19 protein-coding genes are annotated in these 15,523 nt (G+C 63.8%); 11 read left to right on the plus strand and 8 right to left on the minus strand.

From position 1 onward, the window contains the following. Positions 1-87: 87 nt before the first annotated feature. The 3 genes from ACM62G_RS05015 to ACM62G_RS05025 are packed head-to-tail and all read left to right on the plus strand — an operon-like array spanning position 88 to position 2,044. Complete coding sequence (locus ACM62G_RS05015; RefSeq protein ID WP_419736787.1) at positions 88-393, plus strand: DUF2282 domain-containing protein; 306 nt, start codon at positions 88-90, stop codon at positions 391-393. An 8-nt stretch (positions 394-401) separates the two neighbouring features. Beyond that, complete coding sequence (locus ACM62G_RS05020) at positions 402-1,286, plus strand: DUF692 domain-containing protein (protein ID WP_419736788.1); 885 nt, start codon at positions 402-404, stop codon at positions 1,284-1,286. Then, entirely contained in the window at positions 1,283-2,044 is a 762-nt protein-coding gene (locus ACM62G_RS05025) for a DNA-binding domain-containing protein (RefSeq protein WP_273819539.1), read from the plus strand. Before ACM62G_RS05020 ends, ACM62G_RS05025 begins: the two co-directional genes overlap by 4 nt. Here ACM62G_RS05025 and ACM62G_RS05030 read toward each other — a convergent pair whose 3' ends face one another. Further along, a complete protein-coding gene (locus ACM62G_RS05030) occupies positions 2,045-2,959 on the minus strand; it encodes a LysR family transcriptional regulator (RefSeq protein ID WP_419736789.1) in 915 nt (304 codons plus the stop codon). It abuts the gene before it with no gap. A gap of 106 nt (positions 2,960-3,065) precedes the next feature. Between ACM62G_RS05030 and ACM62G_RS05035 the strand changes: the two genes are divergently transcribed. From ACM62G_RS05035 to tsaA, 4 genes are all read left to right on the plus strand, one after another. Beyond that, the gene (locus ACM62G_RS05035; RefSeq protein ID WP_419736790.1) at positions 3,066-3,665 is read left to right on the plus strand and encodes a short chain dehydrogenase; all 600 of its coding nucleotides are present in this window, start codon (positions 3,066-3,068) and stop codon (positions 3,663-3,665) included. Between the two features lie 69 nt (positions 3,666-3,734). Next, a complete protein-coding gene (locus ACM62G_RS05040; protein WP_416772109.1) occupies positions 3,735-4,409 on the plus strand; it encodes a COG3650 family protein in 675 nt (224 codons plus the stop codon). Between the two features lie 108 nt (positions 4,410-4,517). Further along, positions 4,518-6,131: an NAD(P)/FAD-dependent oxidoreductase gene (locus tag ACM62G_RS05045; protein WP_419736791.1), complete on the plus strand. Its 1,614-nt coding sequence runs from the start codon at positions 4,518-4,520 to the stop codon at positions 6,129-6,131. 11 nt (positions 6,132-6,142) lie between these two features. Further along, positions 6,143-6,838: a tRNA (N6-threonylcarbamoyladenosine(37)-N6)-methyltransferase TrmO gene (tsaA, locus tag ACM62G_RS05050; RefSeq protein WP_419736792.1), complete on the plus strand. Its 696-nt coding sequence runs from the start codon at positions 6,143-6,145 to the stop codon at positions 6,836-6,838. Between the two features lie 116 nt (positions 6,839-6,954). Here tsaA and fpr read toward each other — a convergent pair whose 3' ends face one another. Further along, positions 6,955-7,734: a ferredoxin-NADP reductase gene (gene fpr, locus ACM62G_RS05055; RefSeq protein WP_016966062.1), complete on the minus strand. Its 780-nt coding sequence runs from the start codon at positions 7,732-7,734 to the stop codon at positions 6,955-6,957. A gap of 122 nt (positions 7,735-7,856) precedes the next feature. Here fpr and ACM62G_RS05060 point away from each other — a divergent pair, with 122 nt between their 5' ends. Continuing rightward, positions 7,857-8,783, plus strand: a complete 927-nt coding sequence (locus ACM62G_RS05060) for a LysR family transcriptional regulator (RefSeq protein WP_054060998.1) — start codon at positions 7,857-7,859, stop codon at positions 8,781-8,783. On the opposite strand, the gene ACM62G_RS05065 is transcribed toward ACM62G_RS05060, so the two are convergent. Beyond that, positions 8,780-9,145 carry a diacylglycerol kinase gene (locus ACM62G_RS05065; RefSeq protein WP_054060997.1) on the minus strand — a complete coding sequence of 122 codons (366 nt, stop codon included), beginning with the start codon at positions 9,143-9,145 and terminating at the stop codon, positions 8,780-8,782. The genes ACM62G_RS05060 and ACM62G_RS05065 overlap by 4 nt on opposite strands. 74 nt (positions 9,146-9,219) lie before the next feature. Then, positions 9,220-9,870 (minus strand): response regulator transcription factor ErdR, encoded by a 651-nt coding sequence (gene erdR, locus ACM62G_RS05070; protein ID WP_054060996.1) that lies wholly within the window; start codon positions 9,868-9,870, stop codon positions 9,220-9,222. 241 nt (positions 9,871-10,111) lie between these two features. On the opposite strand from erdR, the gene ACM62G_RS05075 reads away from it, so the two are divergent. After that, positions 10,112-11,014 carry a DMT family transporter gene (locus ACM62G_RS05075; RefSeq protein ID WP_054060995.1) on the plus strand — a complete coding sequence of 301 codons (903 nt, stop codon included), beginning with the start codon at positions 10,112-10,114 and terminating at the stop codon, positions 11,012-11,014. Here ACM62G_RS05075 and ACM62G_RS05080 read toward each other — a convergent pair. Next, entirely contained in the window at positions 10,989-11,708 is a 720-nt protein-coding gene (locus tag ACM62G_RS05080) for a tRNA-uridine aminocarboxypropyltransferase (RefSeq protein ID WP_054060994.1), read from the minus strand. The genes ACM62G_RS05075 and ACM62G_RS05080 overlap by 26 nt on opposite strands. 230 nt (positions 11,709-11,938) lie before the next feature. Between ACM62G_RS05080 and ACM62G_RS05085 the strand changes: the two genes are divergently transcribed. Beyond that, entirely contained in the window at positions 11,939-12,364 is a 426-nt protein-coding gene (locus ACM62G_RS05085; RefSeq protein WP_054060993.1) for a PA3611 family quorum-sensing-regulated virulence factor, read from the plus strand. Here ACM62G_RS05085 and ACM62G_RS05090 read toward each other — a convergent pair whose 3' ends face one another. Then, positions 12,365-12,559: a hypothetical protein gene (locus tag ACM62G_RS05090; protein ID WP_054060992.1), complete on the minus strand. Its 195-nt coding sequence runs from the start codon at positions 12,557-12,559 to the stop codon at positions 12,365-12,367. Positions 12,560-12,850: 291 nt separating this feature from the next. On the opposite strand from ACM62G_RS05090, the gene ACM62G_RS05095 reads away from it, so the two are divergent. Beyond that, positions 12,851-13,969 carry an LOG family protein gene (locus ACM62G_RS05095; RefSeq protein WP_419736793.1) on the plus strand — a complete coding sequence of 373 codons (1,119 nt, stop codon included), beginning with the start codon at positions 12,851-12,853 and terminating at the stop codon, positions 13,967-13,969. Here ACM62G_RS05095 and recX read toward each other — a convergent pair whose 3' ends face one another. Together recX and recA are read right to left on the minus strand one after the other, a co-directional pair. Beyond that, positions 13,970-14,437 (minus strand): recombination regulator RecX, encoded by a 468-nt coding sequence (gene recX / locus ACM62G_RS05100; RefSeq protein WP_416772095.1) that lies wholly within the window; start codon positions 14,435-14,437, stop codon positions 13,970-13,972. It lies immediately after the preceding gene. Positions 14,438-14,445: 8 nt separating this feature from the next. After that, positions 14,446-15,507: a recombinase RecA gene (recA, locus tag ACM62G_RS05105; RefSeq protein WP_054060989.1), complete on the minus strand. Its 1,062-nt coding sequence runs from the start codon at positions 15,505-15,507 to the stop codon at positions 14,446-14,448. Between the last annotated feature and the right edge of the window lie 16 nt (positions 15,508-15,523).

Below are 15,523 nucleotides of genomic sequence, written 5' to 3' on the forward strand. Positions count from 1 at the left end.
CCCATAATCGATTATGTTGGCCGCACCCCGCCTACCCTCGCTGCCCACACCAGACAGGAAGGCGCCCTCTTCAATTGGAGATCGACCATGAGCAACGCCACCAGCCGTACGCTGTCCGCCGCCACCCTCGCCCTGACCCTGGGCTCCGCCCTGAGCATCGCCGCACTGCCGATAACCGCCCACGCCGGGGACACCGAGAAATGCTTCGGTGTCGCCGCCAAGGGCCAGAACGACTGCGCCGCCGGCGCCGGTACCAGCTGTGCCGGTACCTCGACCCAGGACAACCAGGGCAGCGCCTGGAAACTGGTGCCCAAGGGCACCTGCGAGAAAACCGCCAGCAGCACCTCGCCGACCGGTTTCGGCCAACTGCAGGCCTTCACCGAAAAAGGCTGACACGCGCAATGCCGCCGTCAGCGCAATCCGCGCCCATTGATTGCGCCAGCGCCCACCCGCTCCCATCCAGGGTCGGGCTGGGGCTCAAGAGCGAGCACTTCCAGGTGGTCCTCGACAGCCGCCCCGACCTCGGCTTCTTCGAGGTGCATGCCGAGAACTACATGGTCGCCGGCGGCCCGTTCCAACATTACCTGGGGCGGATTCGCGAAGACTATCCGTTGTCGCTGCACGGGGTCGGCCTGTCCATCGGCGGCGAAGGCCCGCTGGACCGGCAACATCTCCAGCGCCTGGCCAGGCTGATCGAGCGCTACCAGCCACAGTCGTTTTCCGAACACCTGGCCTGGTCGGGACACGGCCCGGTGTTTCTCAACGACCTGCTGCCACTGGCCTACGACCCGGCCACCCTGCAACGGGTCTGCGAACATGTCGACCTGGTGCAGAACACCCTGAAACGCCCGATGCTGCTGGAAAACCCGGCGACCTACCTGCAATTCCAGCGCTCGACCCTGGACGAGACAGACTTCATCGGCGAGGTCATTCGCCGCACCGGCTGCGGCCTGCTGCTGGACGTGAACAACGTGTATGTCTCCTGCGTCAACCATCAACGCGATGCACTGGCCTACATCGGGGCCCTGCCGTTGCGAGCCGTCGGCGAGATTCACCTGGCCGGCTTCGCCGAGGACCGTGACAGCCTCGGCGACCGTCTGTTGATCGACGATCACGGCGCGCCCATCGATTCGGCGGTCTGGGCCCTTTACCAGCAGGTGCTGGCCAGGACCGGGGCGCTGCCGACCCTGATCGAGCGCGACAACCGCGTCCCGGCCTTCAGCGAATTGCTCGTTGAAGCGGCACGAGCCCAGGCCCTGCTCGATGGTGTCGAGGTAGGTCGATGAGTGACCAGGACCGCTTCAGCGCGGCACTGCTCGACCCGCAACAGCCCTGCCCGCCCGGCCTGCACAGCCGCAACGGCGCCGATCCGGCCAGCCGTTTCGCGGTGTACCGCAACAATGTCCAGAGCTCGCTGATCAACGCCCTGGCCGACAGTTACCCGGTGGTCCGGGCACTGGTCGGCGACGAGTTCTTCCGGGCCATGGCCGCCGTGCATGTCCGGCAGCACCCGCCCCGCAGCCCGATCCTCAACGACTACGGCCGGGAGTTCGCCACGTTCATCCGCGGCTTCGCGCCAGCGGCCAGCGTGCCGTACCTGGCCGACGTCGCGTGCCTGGAGCGTCTGCGGATCAACGCCTATCACGCCGCCGATGCCACGCCCTTGAGCCCGGAACAGATCGGCCTGCACCTGGCGGCACCGGAGTCCCTGGGCCGCCTGCTGGTAGGCCTGCACCCCAGCGTCGCGGTGCTGGAGTCACGCTACGCGACGCTGTCGATCTGGCTGGCGCACCAGGGCGAAGGCCGGTTGGAGCAGATCGACCCGAGCCGGGGTGAAGCGGCACTGGTACTGCGTTGCAACTGGCAGGTCGAGGTGTTCAGGCTCGACCGTGGCAGCCGGGTCTTCATCCAGGGCCTGCTCAATGAACAAGCGCTGGAAAGCGCCATGACCCACGCCCATGAAGCCGACCCCGAATTCGATCCGGCACGGACGCTGGGCCTGCTGATTCGCTACGGCGCCATTACCCGGCTGCAAGCGGCATGACTACAGCTCAAGCCGCTCCAGTGCCTCGCTGCTGCGCTTGAACCAACCGATCAGATAGTCGGCCAGCACCTGGGTGCGCCGCGGCAGCCCGCCCTGGTAGGGATGCACCAGGTACGCCGGCATGTCGCGGGTGCGATAGTCGCGCAACAGCCAGCGCAAACGCCCGTCTGCCAGTTCCGCGGCCAGCGCGTAGGACGGCAGCCGGGCGATACCGGCACCGGCCAGCGCGGCTTTCTTCAGCAGGCTGTAGTGGTTGCTGGCAAACGTGCCACCCACCCGCACCCGCAGCAGTTCATGCTGGCTATGGTATTGCCACTCCTCACGCCCACTGTAGTGGCTGTTGAGCAGGCAACGATGGTTGGCAAGCTCCCGGGGCGTCTGCGGCTCACCATGGGCCTCGAGGTAGGCCGGGCTGGCACAGGTCAGTTCGTTGATCACCAACAGCGGCCGGGCCACCAGTCGCTCATCGCGGCCGGTCTCGGTGCGAATCGCCAGGTCAAAGCCCTCGCGCACCAGGTCGCGGAAGCTGTTGCTCAGGTCCAGCTCGATCTGGACATCGGGATAATTGCGAGAGAACTCCAGCAGCAGTCCATCGAAAAAGGTTTCGCCCAGGGACACCGGCACCGTCATGCGCACCGGGCCGGCGATATCGTCCTTGAGCCGGGCCAGCGCCTGGCGCGCCCGTTGCACCTGCACCACCAGTGCCTGGGCCTGGGGCAGCAGGGCCGCTCCGGCGGCGGTGAGACTCAGGCGCCGGGTGGTGCGGTGCAGCAGTTGCACCGCGAACTGTGTTTCCAGGTGGCTGATGCGCTTGGACAACTGCCCCTTGCTGCACCCCAGTTGCTCGGCGGCCAGCGTGAAGCTGCCCGCTTCGACCAGCACGGCAAAGGCTGCCAGGTCATCCATTTCGCTCACGGGATTGTTTCCAGAATAAAACCAAAGGTTGCCTATTAGCACGCTTATCCGGGGAAAAATCCAGCCTAGACTGAGTGTTCAATCCCCCCACAGGAGCAAGCGCAGGATGAAAATTCTCTTGATTGGTGCCAGCGGCACCATCGGTTCGGCCATCAAAAAGGAACTGATCCAGCGACACGAGATCATCAGCATCGGCCGCACCAGCGGCGACCTGCACGTGGACATCAGCGACAGCGCCTCGATTCGTCAATTGTTCGAACAGACCGGCAAGTTCGATGCCCTGGTCTGTGCCGCCGGCAACGTCAGGTTCGCCCCGCTGGCCGAACTGACCGAAGAGGATTTCGCCGTGGGCCTGCAGGACAAGCTGATGGGCCAGGTCAACCTGGTGCGGATCGGCAGCGCATACGCCAATGACGGCGCCTCGTTCACCCTGACCACCGGCGTCCTCAGTCATGACCCGATCCGCTTCGGCGCGTCGGCCAGCCTGGTCAACGGCGCCATCGACAGTTTCGTCAAGGCGGCGGCGATCGAATTGCCGCGGGGTCTGCGGATCAACTCGGTAAGCCCGACCGTGCTGGTCGAGGCGATGGACGAGTACGCGCCCTACTTCCGTGGCTTCAAGCCGGTAGCGGCGGTGGACGTGGCGCTGGCCTACGCCAAGAGCGTGGAAGGCCTGCAGACCGGCCAGACCTACCGCGTCGGTTGAGCCGGTTCCCACAAGGCTTGTGATGCGGGTCCAGGCTGGGTAACGTGGCGGCACTTGCCAGGAGACCCGATGATGCGTGCCGCCCGTTCCTTGATGATTTTCGCCCTGCCCCTGTTCGCCGCCGGTTGCCAGATGCTCGCCCCCAGCGGCCCGCACCCCACGGCCGGACTGAACCGCATGCAGGGCGAACTGAGCAGTGTCGATGGCAAGCTGCTGTTCCAGCCCTGCCAGGAACAACGCCGCTTCATCGTCAACGACAGCGGCAACACCAGCATCGCCCAGCAAGCCGCGACCTTCGCCGGCAAGCCCGGCAAACTGTTCGTCGACCTGCGTGGCAGCTTCTCGTCGAGCAAGGCCGACGGCTCCGACGGCCAGTTGAACCTGCAGCAACTCTACCGCCTGGAGCGCGATACCGGCGGCTGCGCCGACCTCGACTTCCGGCGCCAGACCGTGATCGCCAGCGGCCATGGCCCGGACTGGTCGTTCAAGGCCAGCGGCAAGGGCATGATCCTCGAGCGCGACAAGCAGCCGCCCCTGGTCCTGCCCTACCTGGAAGAGCAATTGGGTGACGGGCGCTTCAGCCTGAGCACCGAAGCCAACAACCAGCACATCGAACTGTGGGTGGCACCGCAGCGCTGCGTCGACAGCACCACCGGCAGCGTCCGCCACCTCAGCGCCGAATTGCGCATCAACGGCCAGGTGCAGCGCGGCTGCGCCACGTTCGGCGGTGCCCGCAACGACTGATTCGGACCAGCAGTCATTCAAGCCTCACGGAAAACCGCCGTTGGGGCTTATAATCTCCGGTTTGTTGTAAAGCCGGCGCGCCCGCGTGGCCGCATACTGGACCCTGTCATGTTACGAATCACCGAACTCAAGCTGCCGCTCGACCATCCCGATGAAGACCTGCGCTCGGCCATCGTCCAGCGCCTGGGCATCGCCAGCGCTGACCTGCTGGACTTCACCGTGTTCAAGCGCAGCTACGACGCCCGCAAGAAGTCGTCCGAACTGCTGTTCATCTACACCATCGACCTGGCGGTGCGCAACGAAGAAGCCCTGCTGAAGCAGTTCGCCGACGACCACAATGTCGGTCCGGCGCCGGATGTCAGCTACAAGGTGGTCGGCCAGGCGCCGGCCGACCTGCGCGAGCGGCCGATCGTGGTCGGTTTCGGCCCCTGCGGCATCTTCGCCGGCCTGCTGCTGGCGCAGATGGGCTTCAAGCCGATCATTCTCGAACGCGGCAAGGAAGTGCGCCAGCGCACCAAGGATACCTGGGGCCTGTGGCGCAAGAGCGTGCTCAACCCCGAGTCCAACGTACAGTTCGGCGAGGGCGGTGCCGGGACCTTCTCCGACGGCAAGCTCTACAGCCAGATCAAGGACCCGCACCACCACGGCCGCAAGGTCCTGCAGGAGTTCGTCAAGGCCGGCGCGCCGGAAGAGATTCTCTACGTCAGCAAGCCGCACATCGGTACCTTCCGCCTGACCGGCATGGTCGAGAACATGCGCAAGGAAATCGAGGCCCTGGGCGGCGAAGTGCGCTTCCAGCAGCGGGTCACCGACCTGGTGCTCGACGGCGGGCAACTGACCGGCGTGGTGCTCGACAGCGGTGAACAGCTGCATTCGCGCCACGTGGTCCTGGCCCTGGGCCACAGCGCCCGCGACACCTTCCGCATGCTGCACAGCCGCGGCGTGTTCATGGAGGCCAAGCCGTTTTCCATCGGTTTCCGCATCGAGCACCCGCAGTCGCTGATCGACAGCGCCCGCCTGGGCAAGTATGCCGGCCACCCGAAACTCGGCGCCGCCGACTACAAGCTGGTGCACCATGCCAGCAACGGCCGTTCGGTCTACAGTTTCTGCATGTGTCCGGGCGGCACTGTGGTCGCCGCCACCTCCGAGCCGAACCGGGTGGTGACCAACGGCATGAGCCAGTATTCGCGTAACGAGCGCAACGCCAACTCCGGCATCGTCGTCGGCATCACCCCCGAAGTCGACTACCCGGGCGGCCCGCTGGCCGGTATCGAGCTGCAGGAGCGCCTGGAGTCCCACGCCTTCGTGCTCGGCGGCAGCAACTACGAGGCTCCGGCGCAACTGGTGGGCGACTTCATCGCCGGCAAGCCGTCGACCGCCCTGGGCAGCGTCGAGCCGTCCTACAAGCCGGGCGTGGCCCTCGGCGACCTGGCACTGGCGCTGCCGGACTTCGCCATCGAAGCCATCCGCGAGGCCCTGCCGGCCTTCGAGCGGCAGATCAAGGGCTACTCGCTGCACGATGCGGTACTGACCGGGATCGAAACCCGCACCTCGTCGCCGCTGCGCATTACCCGCGACGCGTCGATGCAGAGCCAGAACGTCAAGGGCCTGTTCCCGGCCGGGGAAGGCGCCGGTTATGCCGGCGGCATTCTCTCGGCCGGCGTCGACGGTATCCGCATCGCCGAAGCGGTGGCGCGCAATATCCTCGGGATCGAGGCCTGAGGCCTGCCGCGATGAGCTACAGCGTCTCGCCGATCGGTTTCGTGCGCTCCTGTTTCAAGGAGAAATTCGCCATCCCGCGCCAGCCACAACTGGCGCCGGCGGCACGCGGTGTTCTGGAACTGCTGGCACCGTTCGACCAGGGCGATGCGGTACAAGGCCTGGAACAGGTCAGCCATGTCTGGCTGCTGTTCCTGTTCCACCAGTCCCTGGAGGCCAAGCCGCGGCTCAAGGTGCGGCCGCCACGCCTGGGCGGCAACAAGTCCATCGGCGTGTTCGCCACCCGGGCGACGCACCGGCCGAACGGTATCGGCCAGTCGGTGGTGCGGCTGGACAAGGTCGAAGGACATCGGCTGTGGATCTCCGGTATCGACCTGCTGGACGGCACGCCGATTCTCGACATCAAGCCCTACGTGCCCTATGCCGACAGCGTTGCCACGGCCGTCAACGACATCGCCAGCGCGGCGCCGCAGCTGATTCCCGTGCAGTGGGCGGACAGCGCCCTGCACCAGGCCCAGGCGCACGCCCGGCGCCTGGGCGAGCCACTGATCGAGCTGATCGAACAGTGCCTGGCCCAGGACCCGCGTCCGGCCTATCAGACCCCCACGCCCGAGCGGGAATACGGCGCGCAGTTCTGGGACCTGGATGTGCGCTGGCACTACCCGCAGGCGGGCGTGATCCGCGTGCTGGAAGTCGTGCCCGCCGAGTAGAAACGCCAGAAACGAAAAAGCCCGCGCTGCCTTTCGGCAACGCGGGCTTTTTTCTGTGGCGCCGGCTTGCGGACGCTATCGCCGGCAAGCCGGCTGCCACAGCTCCGAAACGGACCTTACTTCTCGACGAAAGCGCGCTCGATCAGGTAGTCACCCGGCTCGCGCATACGCGGCGAAACGGTCAGGCCGAAGCTGTTGAGCACTTCGCTGGTCTCTTCGAGCATGCTCGGGCTGCCGCACAGCATGGCGCGGTCGTCCTGCGGGTTGATCGGTGGCAGGCCGATGTCGCGGAACAGCTTGCCGCTGCGCATCAGGTCGGTCAGGCGACCTTCGTTCTCGAACGGCTCGCGGGTCACGGTGGGGTAGTAGATCAGCTTCTCACGCAGCGCCTCGCCAAAGAATTCGTTCTGCGGCAGGTGCTCGGTGATGAATTCGCGGTAGGCGACTTCGTTGACGTAACGCACGCCGTGGCAGAGGATCACTTTCTCGAAACGCTCGTAGGTTTCCGGATCCTGGATCACGCTCATGAATGGCGCCAGGCCAGTGCCGGTGCTCAGCAGGTACAGGTGCTTGCCCGGCTTCAGGTCGTCGAGCACCAGGGTACCGGTAGGCTTCTTGCTGATGATGATCTCATCGCCTTCCTTCAGGTGCTGCAGTTGCGAGGTCAGCGGACCATCCGGCACCTTGATGCTGAAGAATTCGAGATGTTCTTCCCAGTTCGGGCTGGCGATCGAGTAGGCGCGCATCAGCGGCCGGCCGTTGGGCTGCTGCAGCCCGATCATCACGAACTGACCGTTTTCGAAGCGCAGGCCCGGATCGCGGGTGCACTTGAAGCTGAACAGAGTGTCGTTCCAGTGGTGAACACTGAGGACACGCTCGTGATTCATGTTGCTCATTGGGATAGGGCTCCTGGAGATTTGGCCTGCGCTATCAATGAGCGCAATTGCATAGCATTCTAATGGCGGCGACAATATCTGTTAAATGAATTATCAAGATAAGGGTTATCGGTTATATAGATATGCGATTTACTCTCCGTCAACTTCAAGTATTCGTCGCCGTCGCCCAGCAGGAAAGCGTATCACGGGCCGCCGGCCTGCTCGCGCTTTCCCAGTCCGCCGCGAGCACCTCGATCACCGAACTGGAACGGCAATCGAGCTGCCAACTGTTCGATCGCGCCGGTAAGCGCCTGAGCCTCAATGCCCTGGGCAAGCAACTGCTGCCCCAGGCCGTGGCCCTGCTCGACCAGGCCAAGGAAATCGAGGACCTGCTCAACGGCAAGTCCGGCTTCGGCTCCCTGGCCGTCGGCGCCACCCTGACCATCGGCAACTACCTGGCGACCCTGCTGATCGGCAGCTTCATGCAGTTGCACCCGGAGAGCCAGGTGAAACTGCACGTACAGAACACGGCGAACATTGTGCAGCAGGTCGCGCACTATGAAATTGATCTGGGTCTGATCGAAGGCGATTGCAGCCACCCCGATATCGAGGTGCAGAGCTGGGTCGAGGATGAACTGGTGGTGTTCTGTGCCCCGCAGCATCAATTGGCCCGACGCGGCCAGGCAAGCCTGGAGGAACTGACCCGTGAAGCCTGGATCCTGCGCGAACAGGGCTCGGGCACCCGGCTGACCTTCGACCAGGCCATGCGTCATCACCGCAGCTCACTGAATGTGCGCCTGGAGCTGGAACACACCGAAGCGATCAAGCGTGCGGTGGAATCGGGGCTGGGTATCGGCTGCATCTCGCGCCTGGCGCTACGCGATGCCTTCCGCCGCGGCAGCCTGGTAGCCGTGGAAACCCCGGAACTGGACTTGGCGCGGCAGTTCTACTTCATCTGGCATAAACAGAAGTACCAGACCTCGGCGATGCGCGAATTCCTGGAGCTGTGCCGCAACCTCACCGCCGGCGTACGCCGCAGCGATGAGATCGTGCTGCCGAGCCTGGTCTAGAGCAGGATCACCGCCCAGACCAGGGCGATCATGCTCAGGGCCACGAACTGCGCGGCGCTGCCCATGTCCTTGGCGTTTTTCGACAGGGGGTGACGGTCGAGGGAAATGCGGTCGATGGCCGCCTCCACCGCCGAGTTGAGCAACTCGACGATCAGCGCCAGCAGGCACACGGCGATCAACAGCGCGCGTTCGACACGGCTGACGTTGAGGAAGAACGCCACCGGGATCAGGATCACGTTCAACAACACCAGTTGGCGGAACGCCGCCTCACCGGTGAAGGCGGCACGCAGGCCATCCAGGGAATATCCCGACGCGTTGAGGATACGTTTTAAACCGGTTTGACCTTTAAAAGGCGACGACATAGGTAGGCAACTGAGCAAAATGGTGTGGGAAAGCTAGTTCAACCAAAGTCAAAAAAGCGTGAATGTCGGGCGCCCTACTGGCTCGAAATTGACTCAAGTTGTTGCAGGAGCAACGCCGCCTGGGTTCGGGTACGCACCCCCAGCTTGCGGAAGATCGCCGTCACATGGGCCTTGATGGTCGCCTCGGACACACTCAGCTCATAGGCGATCTGTTTATTCAGCAGGCCTTCGCAAACCATGGTCAACACCCGGAACTGCTGGGGGGTCAGGCTCGACAGGCCGGCACTGGCGGCCTTGGCCTCATCGGAAACGCTGACCGCCTCGAACGCCTGGGGCGGCCACCAGACTTCGCCGTCGAGCACATTGCGCACGGCCTGCTGAATCACCTCCAGGGAACTGGACTTGGGGATGAAACCGCTGGCACCGAACTCGCGGGAGCGCACCACCACCGCGGCTTCCTCCTGGGCCGAAACCATCACCACCGGAATCTGCGGGTATTGGCCACGCAGCAGTACCAGGCCGGAGAAGCCATAGGCGCCGGGCATGTTCAGGTCCAGCAGGACCAGGTCCCAGTCGGCTTTCTCGGTCAGGCGGGTTTCCAGCTCGGCGATGCTCGCCACCTCCACCAGCCGCACCTCGGGGCCGAGCCCGAGGGTCAAGGCCTGGCGCAGTGCGCTGCGAAAGAGAGGATGGTCATCGGCGATCAGGATTTCGTATGTGGTCATTTTTCAAATGATCCTGTTTTCTAGGCGGCATCGATCGGGTCGATACACGCCGAGGCATCTCGAAGCGACGGCCTGAGAAGGCCATGCGTCAAAGGGCACGTGATACGCCTGGGGCCCGGAGGAACCTGCGCTCGAACATTCTGCCGCACCCGAATCGGCGCCAAGCATGCCCAGCACGGGCGGGGTGGTCAAGTTCGATGCTTTACGGCAAAGTCACCGGCTATCTGACAAGAGTGCCCTTATGCGAAGCCAAGCCCTGCGTGCCGATATCCTGATGCTGTTGACCGCCATGATCTGGGGCTCCGGCTTCGTCGCGCAAACCTCGGGCATGGAACATGTCGGTCCCTTCCTCTATTCCGGCCTGCGTTTCGCCCTCGGCTCGCTGTGCCTGCTGCCGCTGGTTTTGCGCCGCCCTCCCCAGCAGATCCGGCCCGAGCCGTTTCTCACCCGCGGCCTGTTGCTCGGCGGCATGCTCATGGGCCTGGCCCTGGCACTGGGCATCAACCTGCAGCAGGTCGGCCTGCTGTTCACCACCGTGACCAACGCCGGTTTCATCACCGGCCTCTATGTGATTGTAGTGCCGCTGCTGGGACTGTTCATCGGCCACAAGACCGGTATCGGTACCTGGCTGGGAGCGCTGCTCGCAGTGGTCGGCATGTTCCTGCTGAGCGTCGGCGAGCAGTTCCAGGTGTCGCCGGGAGACTGGCTGCAACTGATCGGCGCCTTCGTCTGGGGCGGGCACGTGATTCTGGTGGGGGTGTTCGCCAGGCGCCACGACGTGATCCGCCTGGCCTTCCTGCAGTTCGCCACCTGCGCCGTGGCCAGCCTGGTGCTGGCCCTGTGCCTGGAGCCGATCCACTGGCCGGCCATCGTCGCGGCCGGCCCGGCGATTCTTTATGGTGGCGTCGTCGCGGTCGCCATCGGCTACACCCTGCAGGTCATCGCCCAGAAGGACGCGATCGCTTCCCATGCCGCCATCATCTTCTCGCTGGAGGCGGTATTCGCCGCCATCGCCGGGGCCTGGCTGCTCAACGAGTCGCTGCACCTGCGCGGCTATATCGGCTGCGCCCTGATGCTGGCCGGCATGCTGGTCGCCCAACTGTGGCCGCAGGCAACGGCTACGGCGCCGGGAGAAAAGGCCTGAGTCGCCGGTGGGCTTCGTCGTCGAAATCGAGCGGCAGCTGGAACTTGGCACCCAGATAATGGGTGGTGAAGACCTCCAGCAAGGCGCTCACCGCCTCGCCAGCGCGGGTATCGCCGGCCAGTTCCAGGCACAGGGCGCCAACTTCCGCCGTGCAGAAGTGATCGTCACGCTTGGAGCGGCGCAGTTTGTAGCGTGACAGTTGCTCCGATTCCAGGCTCAGCACCGGGAAACGCTCCAGGTACGGGCTCTTGCGAAACATCTTGCGTGCCTCGGTCCAGGTCGCATCCAGCAGGATGAACAGCGGCCGTTTGCCCTCCACCGGCTGTACCTCGGTCACCACCCGCTGCGGGGCGACGAATTCGCCGGGAAACACAATGAACGGCTGCCATTGCGGATCGTCCAGCAGCGCCAGCAATTGCGGGTCGACTTCGGTACGCGACCAACTGAAGGCGGTGGTATCAGCCAGCACGTCGGCGATCAGCCAGCCGGTATTGCTCGGCTTCATCGGTTCCACGTCATGCATCAGCAGGCAGATCGCCGAGCGTGCCGGTACCCGCGCAAGCCAGTCACACAGGCAGTATTGCGGGATCACACGACACCGTTCACAACGCTCGGCTCGTGAGCCGCGGGCGGTGAATGGCGCTTTCGCGCGGGCCAGGCGCTCGGCGCGCAGGCGGGAAACAGCATGGCTCATAGGGGGCCACGCTGGCGGCAGGAAGGGTTGGACACGAGAAGTACGGCTCACAGCGGTGAAAAGTCCGCGCAGTCTAACAGAGGCCGCCAACGGGTTTGCGCGGCTTGATCTCGGCATTTTCCTTCAGCAGCGAGCTAGTAGGTCCGACAACGGCCCTCTATACTTCGCGACCACTGAACGCACAGCCCGACAATGGGTCGAAGCACCAGTTACCGAACCAGGAGAGTTGCATGCTGCGCCTTACCGTACCGTCCATCGCCCTTTTGCTGGCGTTGCCTTTCAGTGTCCAGGCGGCATCGCTGAAGGATTTCGAACTGAACAAGATGCTCAAGGACGTCGCGCAGAAGAGCAACGAAACCCTGCCTCGCGAGATCAACGAGCACATCCTGGAAGTTGCCTACACGGTCGAGGACAATCAACTGATCGACCACCTGAGCGTGCAGTCCGACTACGCCCAGAGCATGCGTGATAACCCCAAGGTGGTCTACCTGCAAATGGGTGCCAGCGTCTGCCGCAACGTCAACTACCGCAAGCTGATGGCCCAGGGCGCGATCATGCGCTACGAATTCACCGAGAATAAGAGCAATCGCCCCGTCGCCTCGGTCCGCTTCGTGGAGAGCGACTGCCCGAAAGAACCACCGGCGAAGAAGAAGTAACTACTGCCGGGCCTGGCGCCGCTGTTCATCATCGGCGCGCAGTTCCGCCACCAGGGCCTGCAGGTAACGCGAACGCCGGTCCGCGCCCTCCAGGCGCCGCAGGCATTCCTCCTCGAGGCTGAGGTGATTGGCCTGCGCGGCCATTCTTAACAGCTGATACAACTCGGTATCGACTTCCAGTGTCACTCTCTCCATTACGCGCCTCCGTGCGCCGCACCTGAACCGGCCAACCCCGATGCGACGTTTCCGCTCGACCCGAGATTAAGTAAATCAGAGCCGCGCCCCCGAGGCAGTGCTTCTGACGAGCGGCACAAATCATCCGCAATGAAACAACAAGCGGTTGCCGACAAGGCCTGCTGGGCCCATGATCAATTCGCCAGTTGTCATGCACAGGCATCAGACTGGATGTACAGCGACACATGCAGTGTCGCGGCGCCGGCGACGATTTCGGCCGCGCCAGAGGTTCCGTGCAGAAGGAGACATTACATGCCCTACGAACCGAATGACTTGCTGTCCCGTCATTTCCAGAACAACGGTGTCGACCTGACGAAACAGGTCGAAGAACAACTCCAACAGATTGCCCCCGACAGCCCCAACCTTCCGCTCTATCGCGACATGATGCTGACCGTCCTGCGCATGGCCCAGGACGACCGCAACCGCTGGAACGCCAAGATCGTCCTGCAGGCCCTGCGCGAACTGGAGAACGCCTTCCGCGTGCTCGACCAGTTCAAGGGCCGCCGCAAGGTCACCGTGTTCGGCTCCGCCCGCACGCCCATCGAACATCCGCTGTATGCCCAGGCCCGTGAGCTGGGTGCCGCCCTGGCCAAATCCGACCTGATGGTCATCACCGGTGCCGGCGGTGGCATCATGGCCGCTGCCCACGCCGGTGCCGGCCTGGAGCACAGCCTCGGCTTCAATATCACCCTGCCCTTCGAACAGCATGCCAACCCGACCGTCGACGGTACCGTCAACCTGCTGTCCTTCCACTTCTTCTTCACCCGCAAGCTGTTCTTCGTCAAGGAAGCCAACGCGCTGGTGCTGTGCCCGGGCGGTTTCGGTACTCTCGACGAAGCCCTGGAGGTGCTGACGCTGATCCAGACCGGCAAGAGCCCGCTGGTACCGGTGGTATTGCTGGATGCACCCGGCGGGACCTTCTGGCAGAGCGCCATCGACTTCATCCGCAACCAGCTGGAAGCCAACCGCTACATTCTGCCCAACGACCTGAAGCTGGCCCGCCTGGTGTACAGCGCCGACGAGGCGGTGGCGGAAATCAACCAGTTCTACAGCAACTTCCACTCCAGCCGCTGGCTGAAGAACCAGTTCGTGATCCGCATGAATCATCCGCTCAACGAGCAGGCCCTGGCCCGACTCGACGAATTGTTCGCCGACCTGTGTGTCAGTGGGGGTTTCCATCAGCATGGCTATGCGGGCCAGGAACACGACGAAGCACAATTCAGCCATCTGTCACGGCTGGCGTTTCACTTTACGGCGCGGGATCAGGGACGCTTGCGGGAACTGGTGGACTTCATCAACCAGCCGGAAAACTGGAGCAAGCCGGCGGTGACCGCGCAGCCACGCGTACGGGAACCGATCAAGGCGACCTGATCAGTCATCCAGCCCTCGGCCGCTCAACAGGCGGCCGATCATGTCCATGGAATAACCCCGGTAACTGAGGAAGCGACCCTGTTGGGCACGCTCGCGGGCATCAGCCGGCAGGCGCCCGGCGAACTTGCGCCGCCAGGTTTCTTCCAACTGTGCCTGCCAGTCGAGGCCGCTTTCACGCAGGGCCAGCTCGATATCGGAACGCTGCAGGCCACGCTGGCTCAACTCGTCGCGAATACGCAGGGGTCCATAGCCGGAACGGGCACGGTAGGAAACGAAGCTTTCGAGGTAACGGGATTCGGACAGCAACCCCTCGTCCGTCAGGCGGTCGAGTTCACTGTCGATCATTTCAGGCGGGGCGCCGCGCTGACGCAACTTGCGCGTCAGCTCGACTCGACCGTGCTCGCGGCGCGCGAGCAGGTCCATTGCAGCACGCCGTACGGCGACCGGGGTATCCAGTACGGCGCTCATCGGCTCACTCAGATATCGGCGTCAGCCAGATCGTCTTCGGTTTCGTCGGCAGTGGCACTGCCTTTGAAGTCCGCAGGAGCATTGGTGTTCAGCAGCTTGTCACGCAGTTGCTTCTCCAGCGCCGCAGCGACGTCCGGGTTCTCTGCCAGGAACTTGGCCGCGTTGGCCTTGCCCTGACCGATCTTGCTGCCGTTGTAGCTGTACCAGGCACCGGACTTCTCGACGAAGCCGTTCAGCACGCCCAGGTCGATCATCTCGCCATTGAGGTAGATGCCCTTGCCGTACAGGATCTGGAACTCGGCCTGACGGAACGGCGAAGCCACCTTGTTCTTCACGACCTTGACGCGGGTTTCGCTGCCCACCACTTCGTCGCCTTCCTTCACCGCGCCGGTACGGCGGATGTCCAGGCGAACCGAAGCGTAGAACTTCAGCGCATTACCACCGGTGGTGGTTTCCGGGCTACCGAACATCACACCGATCTTCATGCGGATCTGGTTGATGAAGATGACCAGGCAGTTGGCGTTCTTGATGTTGCCGGTGATCTTGCGCAGCGCCTGGGACATCAGGCGAGCCTGCAGGCCCACGTGCATGTCACCCATCTCGCCTTCGATCTCGGCCTTGGGTACCAGGGCCGCCACGGAGTCGACGATGATCACGTCAACCGCGTTGGAGCGCACCAGCATGTCGGTGATTTCCAGGGCCTGTTCGCCGGTGTCCGGCTGGGAAACCAGCAGGTCGTCGACGTTCACACCCAGCTTGCCGGCGTATTCCGGATCCAGGGCGTGTTCGGCGTCGACGAAGGCGCAGGTGGCGCCAGCTTTCTGGGCCTGGGCGATAACGGAAAGCGTCAGGGTGGTCTTACCCGAGGATTCCGGACCGTAGATCTCGATGATCCGGCCTTTCGGCAGGCCGCCGATGCCCAGGGCGATGTCCAGGCCCAGGGAACCGGTGGAGATCGAAGGAATAGCCTGGCGCTCATGATCGCCCATACGCATCACGGCACCCTTGCCGAATTGACGTTCGATCTGACCCAAGGCCGCAGCCAAGGCTTTCTTCTTGTTGTCGTCCATTAAAGTCCTCACGTAA

The sequence above is a fragment of the Pseudomonas sp. COR18 genome, from assembly GCF_048568395.1.
GTDB classification, from domain to species: domain Bacteria; phylum Pseudomonadota; class Gammaproteobacteria; order Pseudomonadales; family Pseudomonadaceae; genus Aquipseudomonas; species Aquipseudomonas fuscovaginae_B.

Excerpts from the sequence above, each read along its gene's own strand:
- ACM62G_RS05060 (WP_054060998.1), top strand. The coding sequence starts at position 7,857 with ATGCGATTTACTCTCCGTCAACTTCAAGTATTCGTCGCCGTCGCCCAG.
- recX (WP_416772095.1), bottom strand. The coding sequence starts at position 14,437 with ATGAGCGCCGTACTGGATACCCCGGTCGCCGTACGGCGTGCTGCAATG.
- ACM62G_RS05045 (WP_419736791.1), top strand. The coding sequence starts at position 4,518 with ATGTTACGAATCACCGAACTCAAGCTGCCGCTCGACCATCCCGATGAA.
- ACM62G_RS05065 (WP_054060997.1), bottom strand. The coding sequence starts at position 9,145 with ATGTCGTCGCCTTTTAAAGGTCAAACCGGTTTAAAACGTATCCTCAAC.
- ACM62G_RS05095 (WP_419736793.1), top strand. The coding sequence starts at position 12,851 with ATGCCCTACGAACCGAATGACTTGCTGTCCCGTCATTTCCAGAACAAC.
- ACM62G_RS05015 (WP_419736787.1), top strand. The coding sequence starts at position 88 with ATGAGCAACGCCACCAGCCGTACGCTGTCCGCCGCCACCCTCGCCCTG.
- ACM62G_RS05025 (WP_273819539.1), top strand. The coding sequence starts at position 1,283 with ATGAGTGACCAGGACCGCTTCAGCGCGGCACTGCTCGACCCGCAACAG.
- recA (WP_054060989.1), bottom strand. The coding sequence starts at position 15,507 with ATGGACGACAACAAGAAGAAAGCCTTGGCTGCGGCCTTGGGTCAGATC.
- ACM62G_RS05085 (WP_054060993.1), top strand. The coding sequence starts at position 11,939 with ATGCTGCGCCTTACCGTACCGTCCATCGCCCTTTTGCTGGCGTTGCCT.
- ACM62G_RS05080 (WP_054060994.1), bottom strand. The coding sequence starts at position 11,708 with ATGAGCCATGCTGTTTCCCGCCTGCGCGCCGAGCGCCTGGCCCGCGCG.
- ACM62G_RS05090 (WP_054060992.1), bottom strand. The coding sequence starts at position 12,559 with ATGGAGAGAGTGACACTGGAAGTCGATACCGAGTTGTATCAGCTGTTA.
- tsaA (WP_419736792.1), top strand. The coding sequence starts at position 6,143 with ATGAGCTACAGCGTCTCGCCGATCGGTTTCGTGCGCTCCTGTTTCAAG.
- ACM62G_RS05035 (WP_419736790.1), top strand. The coding sequence starts at position 3,066 with ATGAAAATTCTCTTGATTGGTGCCAGCGGCACCATCGGTTCGGCCATC.
- ACM62G_RS05040 (WP_416772109.1), top strand. The coding sequence starts at position 3,735 with ATGATGCGTGCCGCCCGTTCCTTGATGATTTTCGCCCTGCCCCTGTTC.
- ACM62G_RS05020 (WP_419736788.1), top strand. The coding sequence starts at position 402 with ATGCCGCCGTCAGCGCAATCCGCGCCCATTGATTGCGCCAGCGCCCAC.
- fpr (WP_016966062.1), bottom strand. The coding sequence starts at position 7,734 with ATGAGCAACATGAATCACGAGCGTGTCCTCAGTGTTCACCACTGGAAC.
- erdR (WP_054060996.1), bottom strand. The coding sequence starts at position 9,870 with ATGACCACATACGAAATCCTGATCGCCGATGACCATCCTCTCTTTCGC.
- ACM62G_RS05075 (WP_054060995.1), top strand. The coding sequence starts at position 10,112 with ATGCGAAGCCAAGCCCTGCGTGCCGATATCCTGATGCTGTTGACCGCC.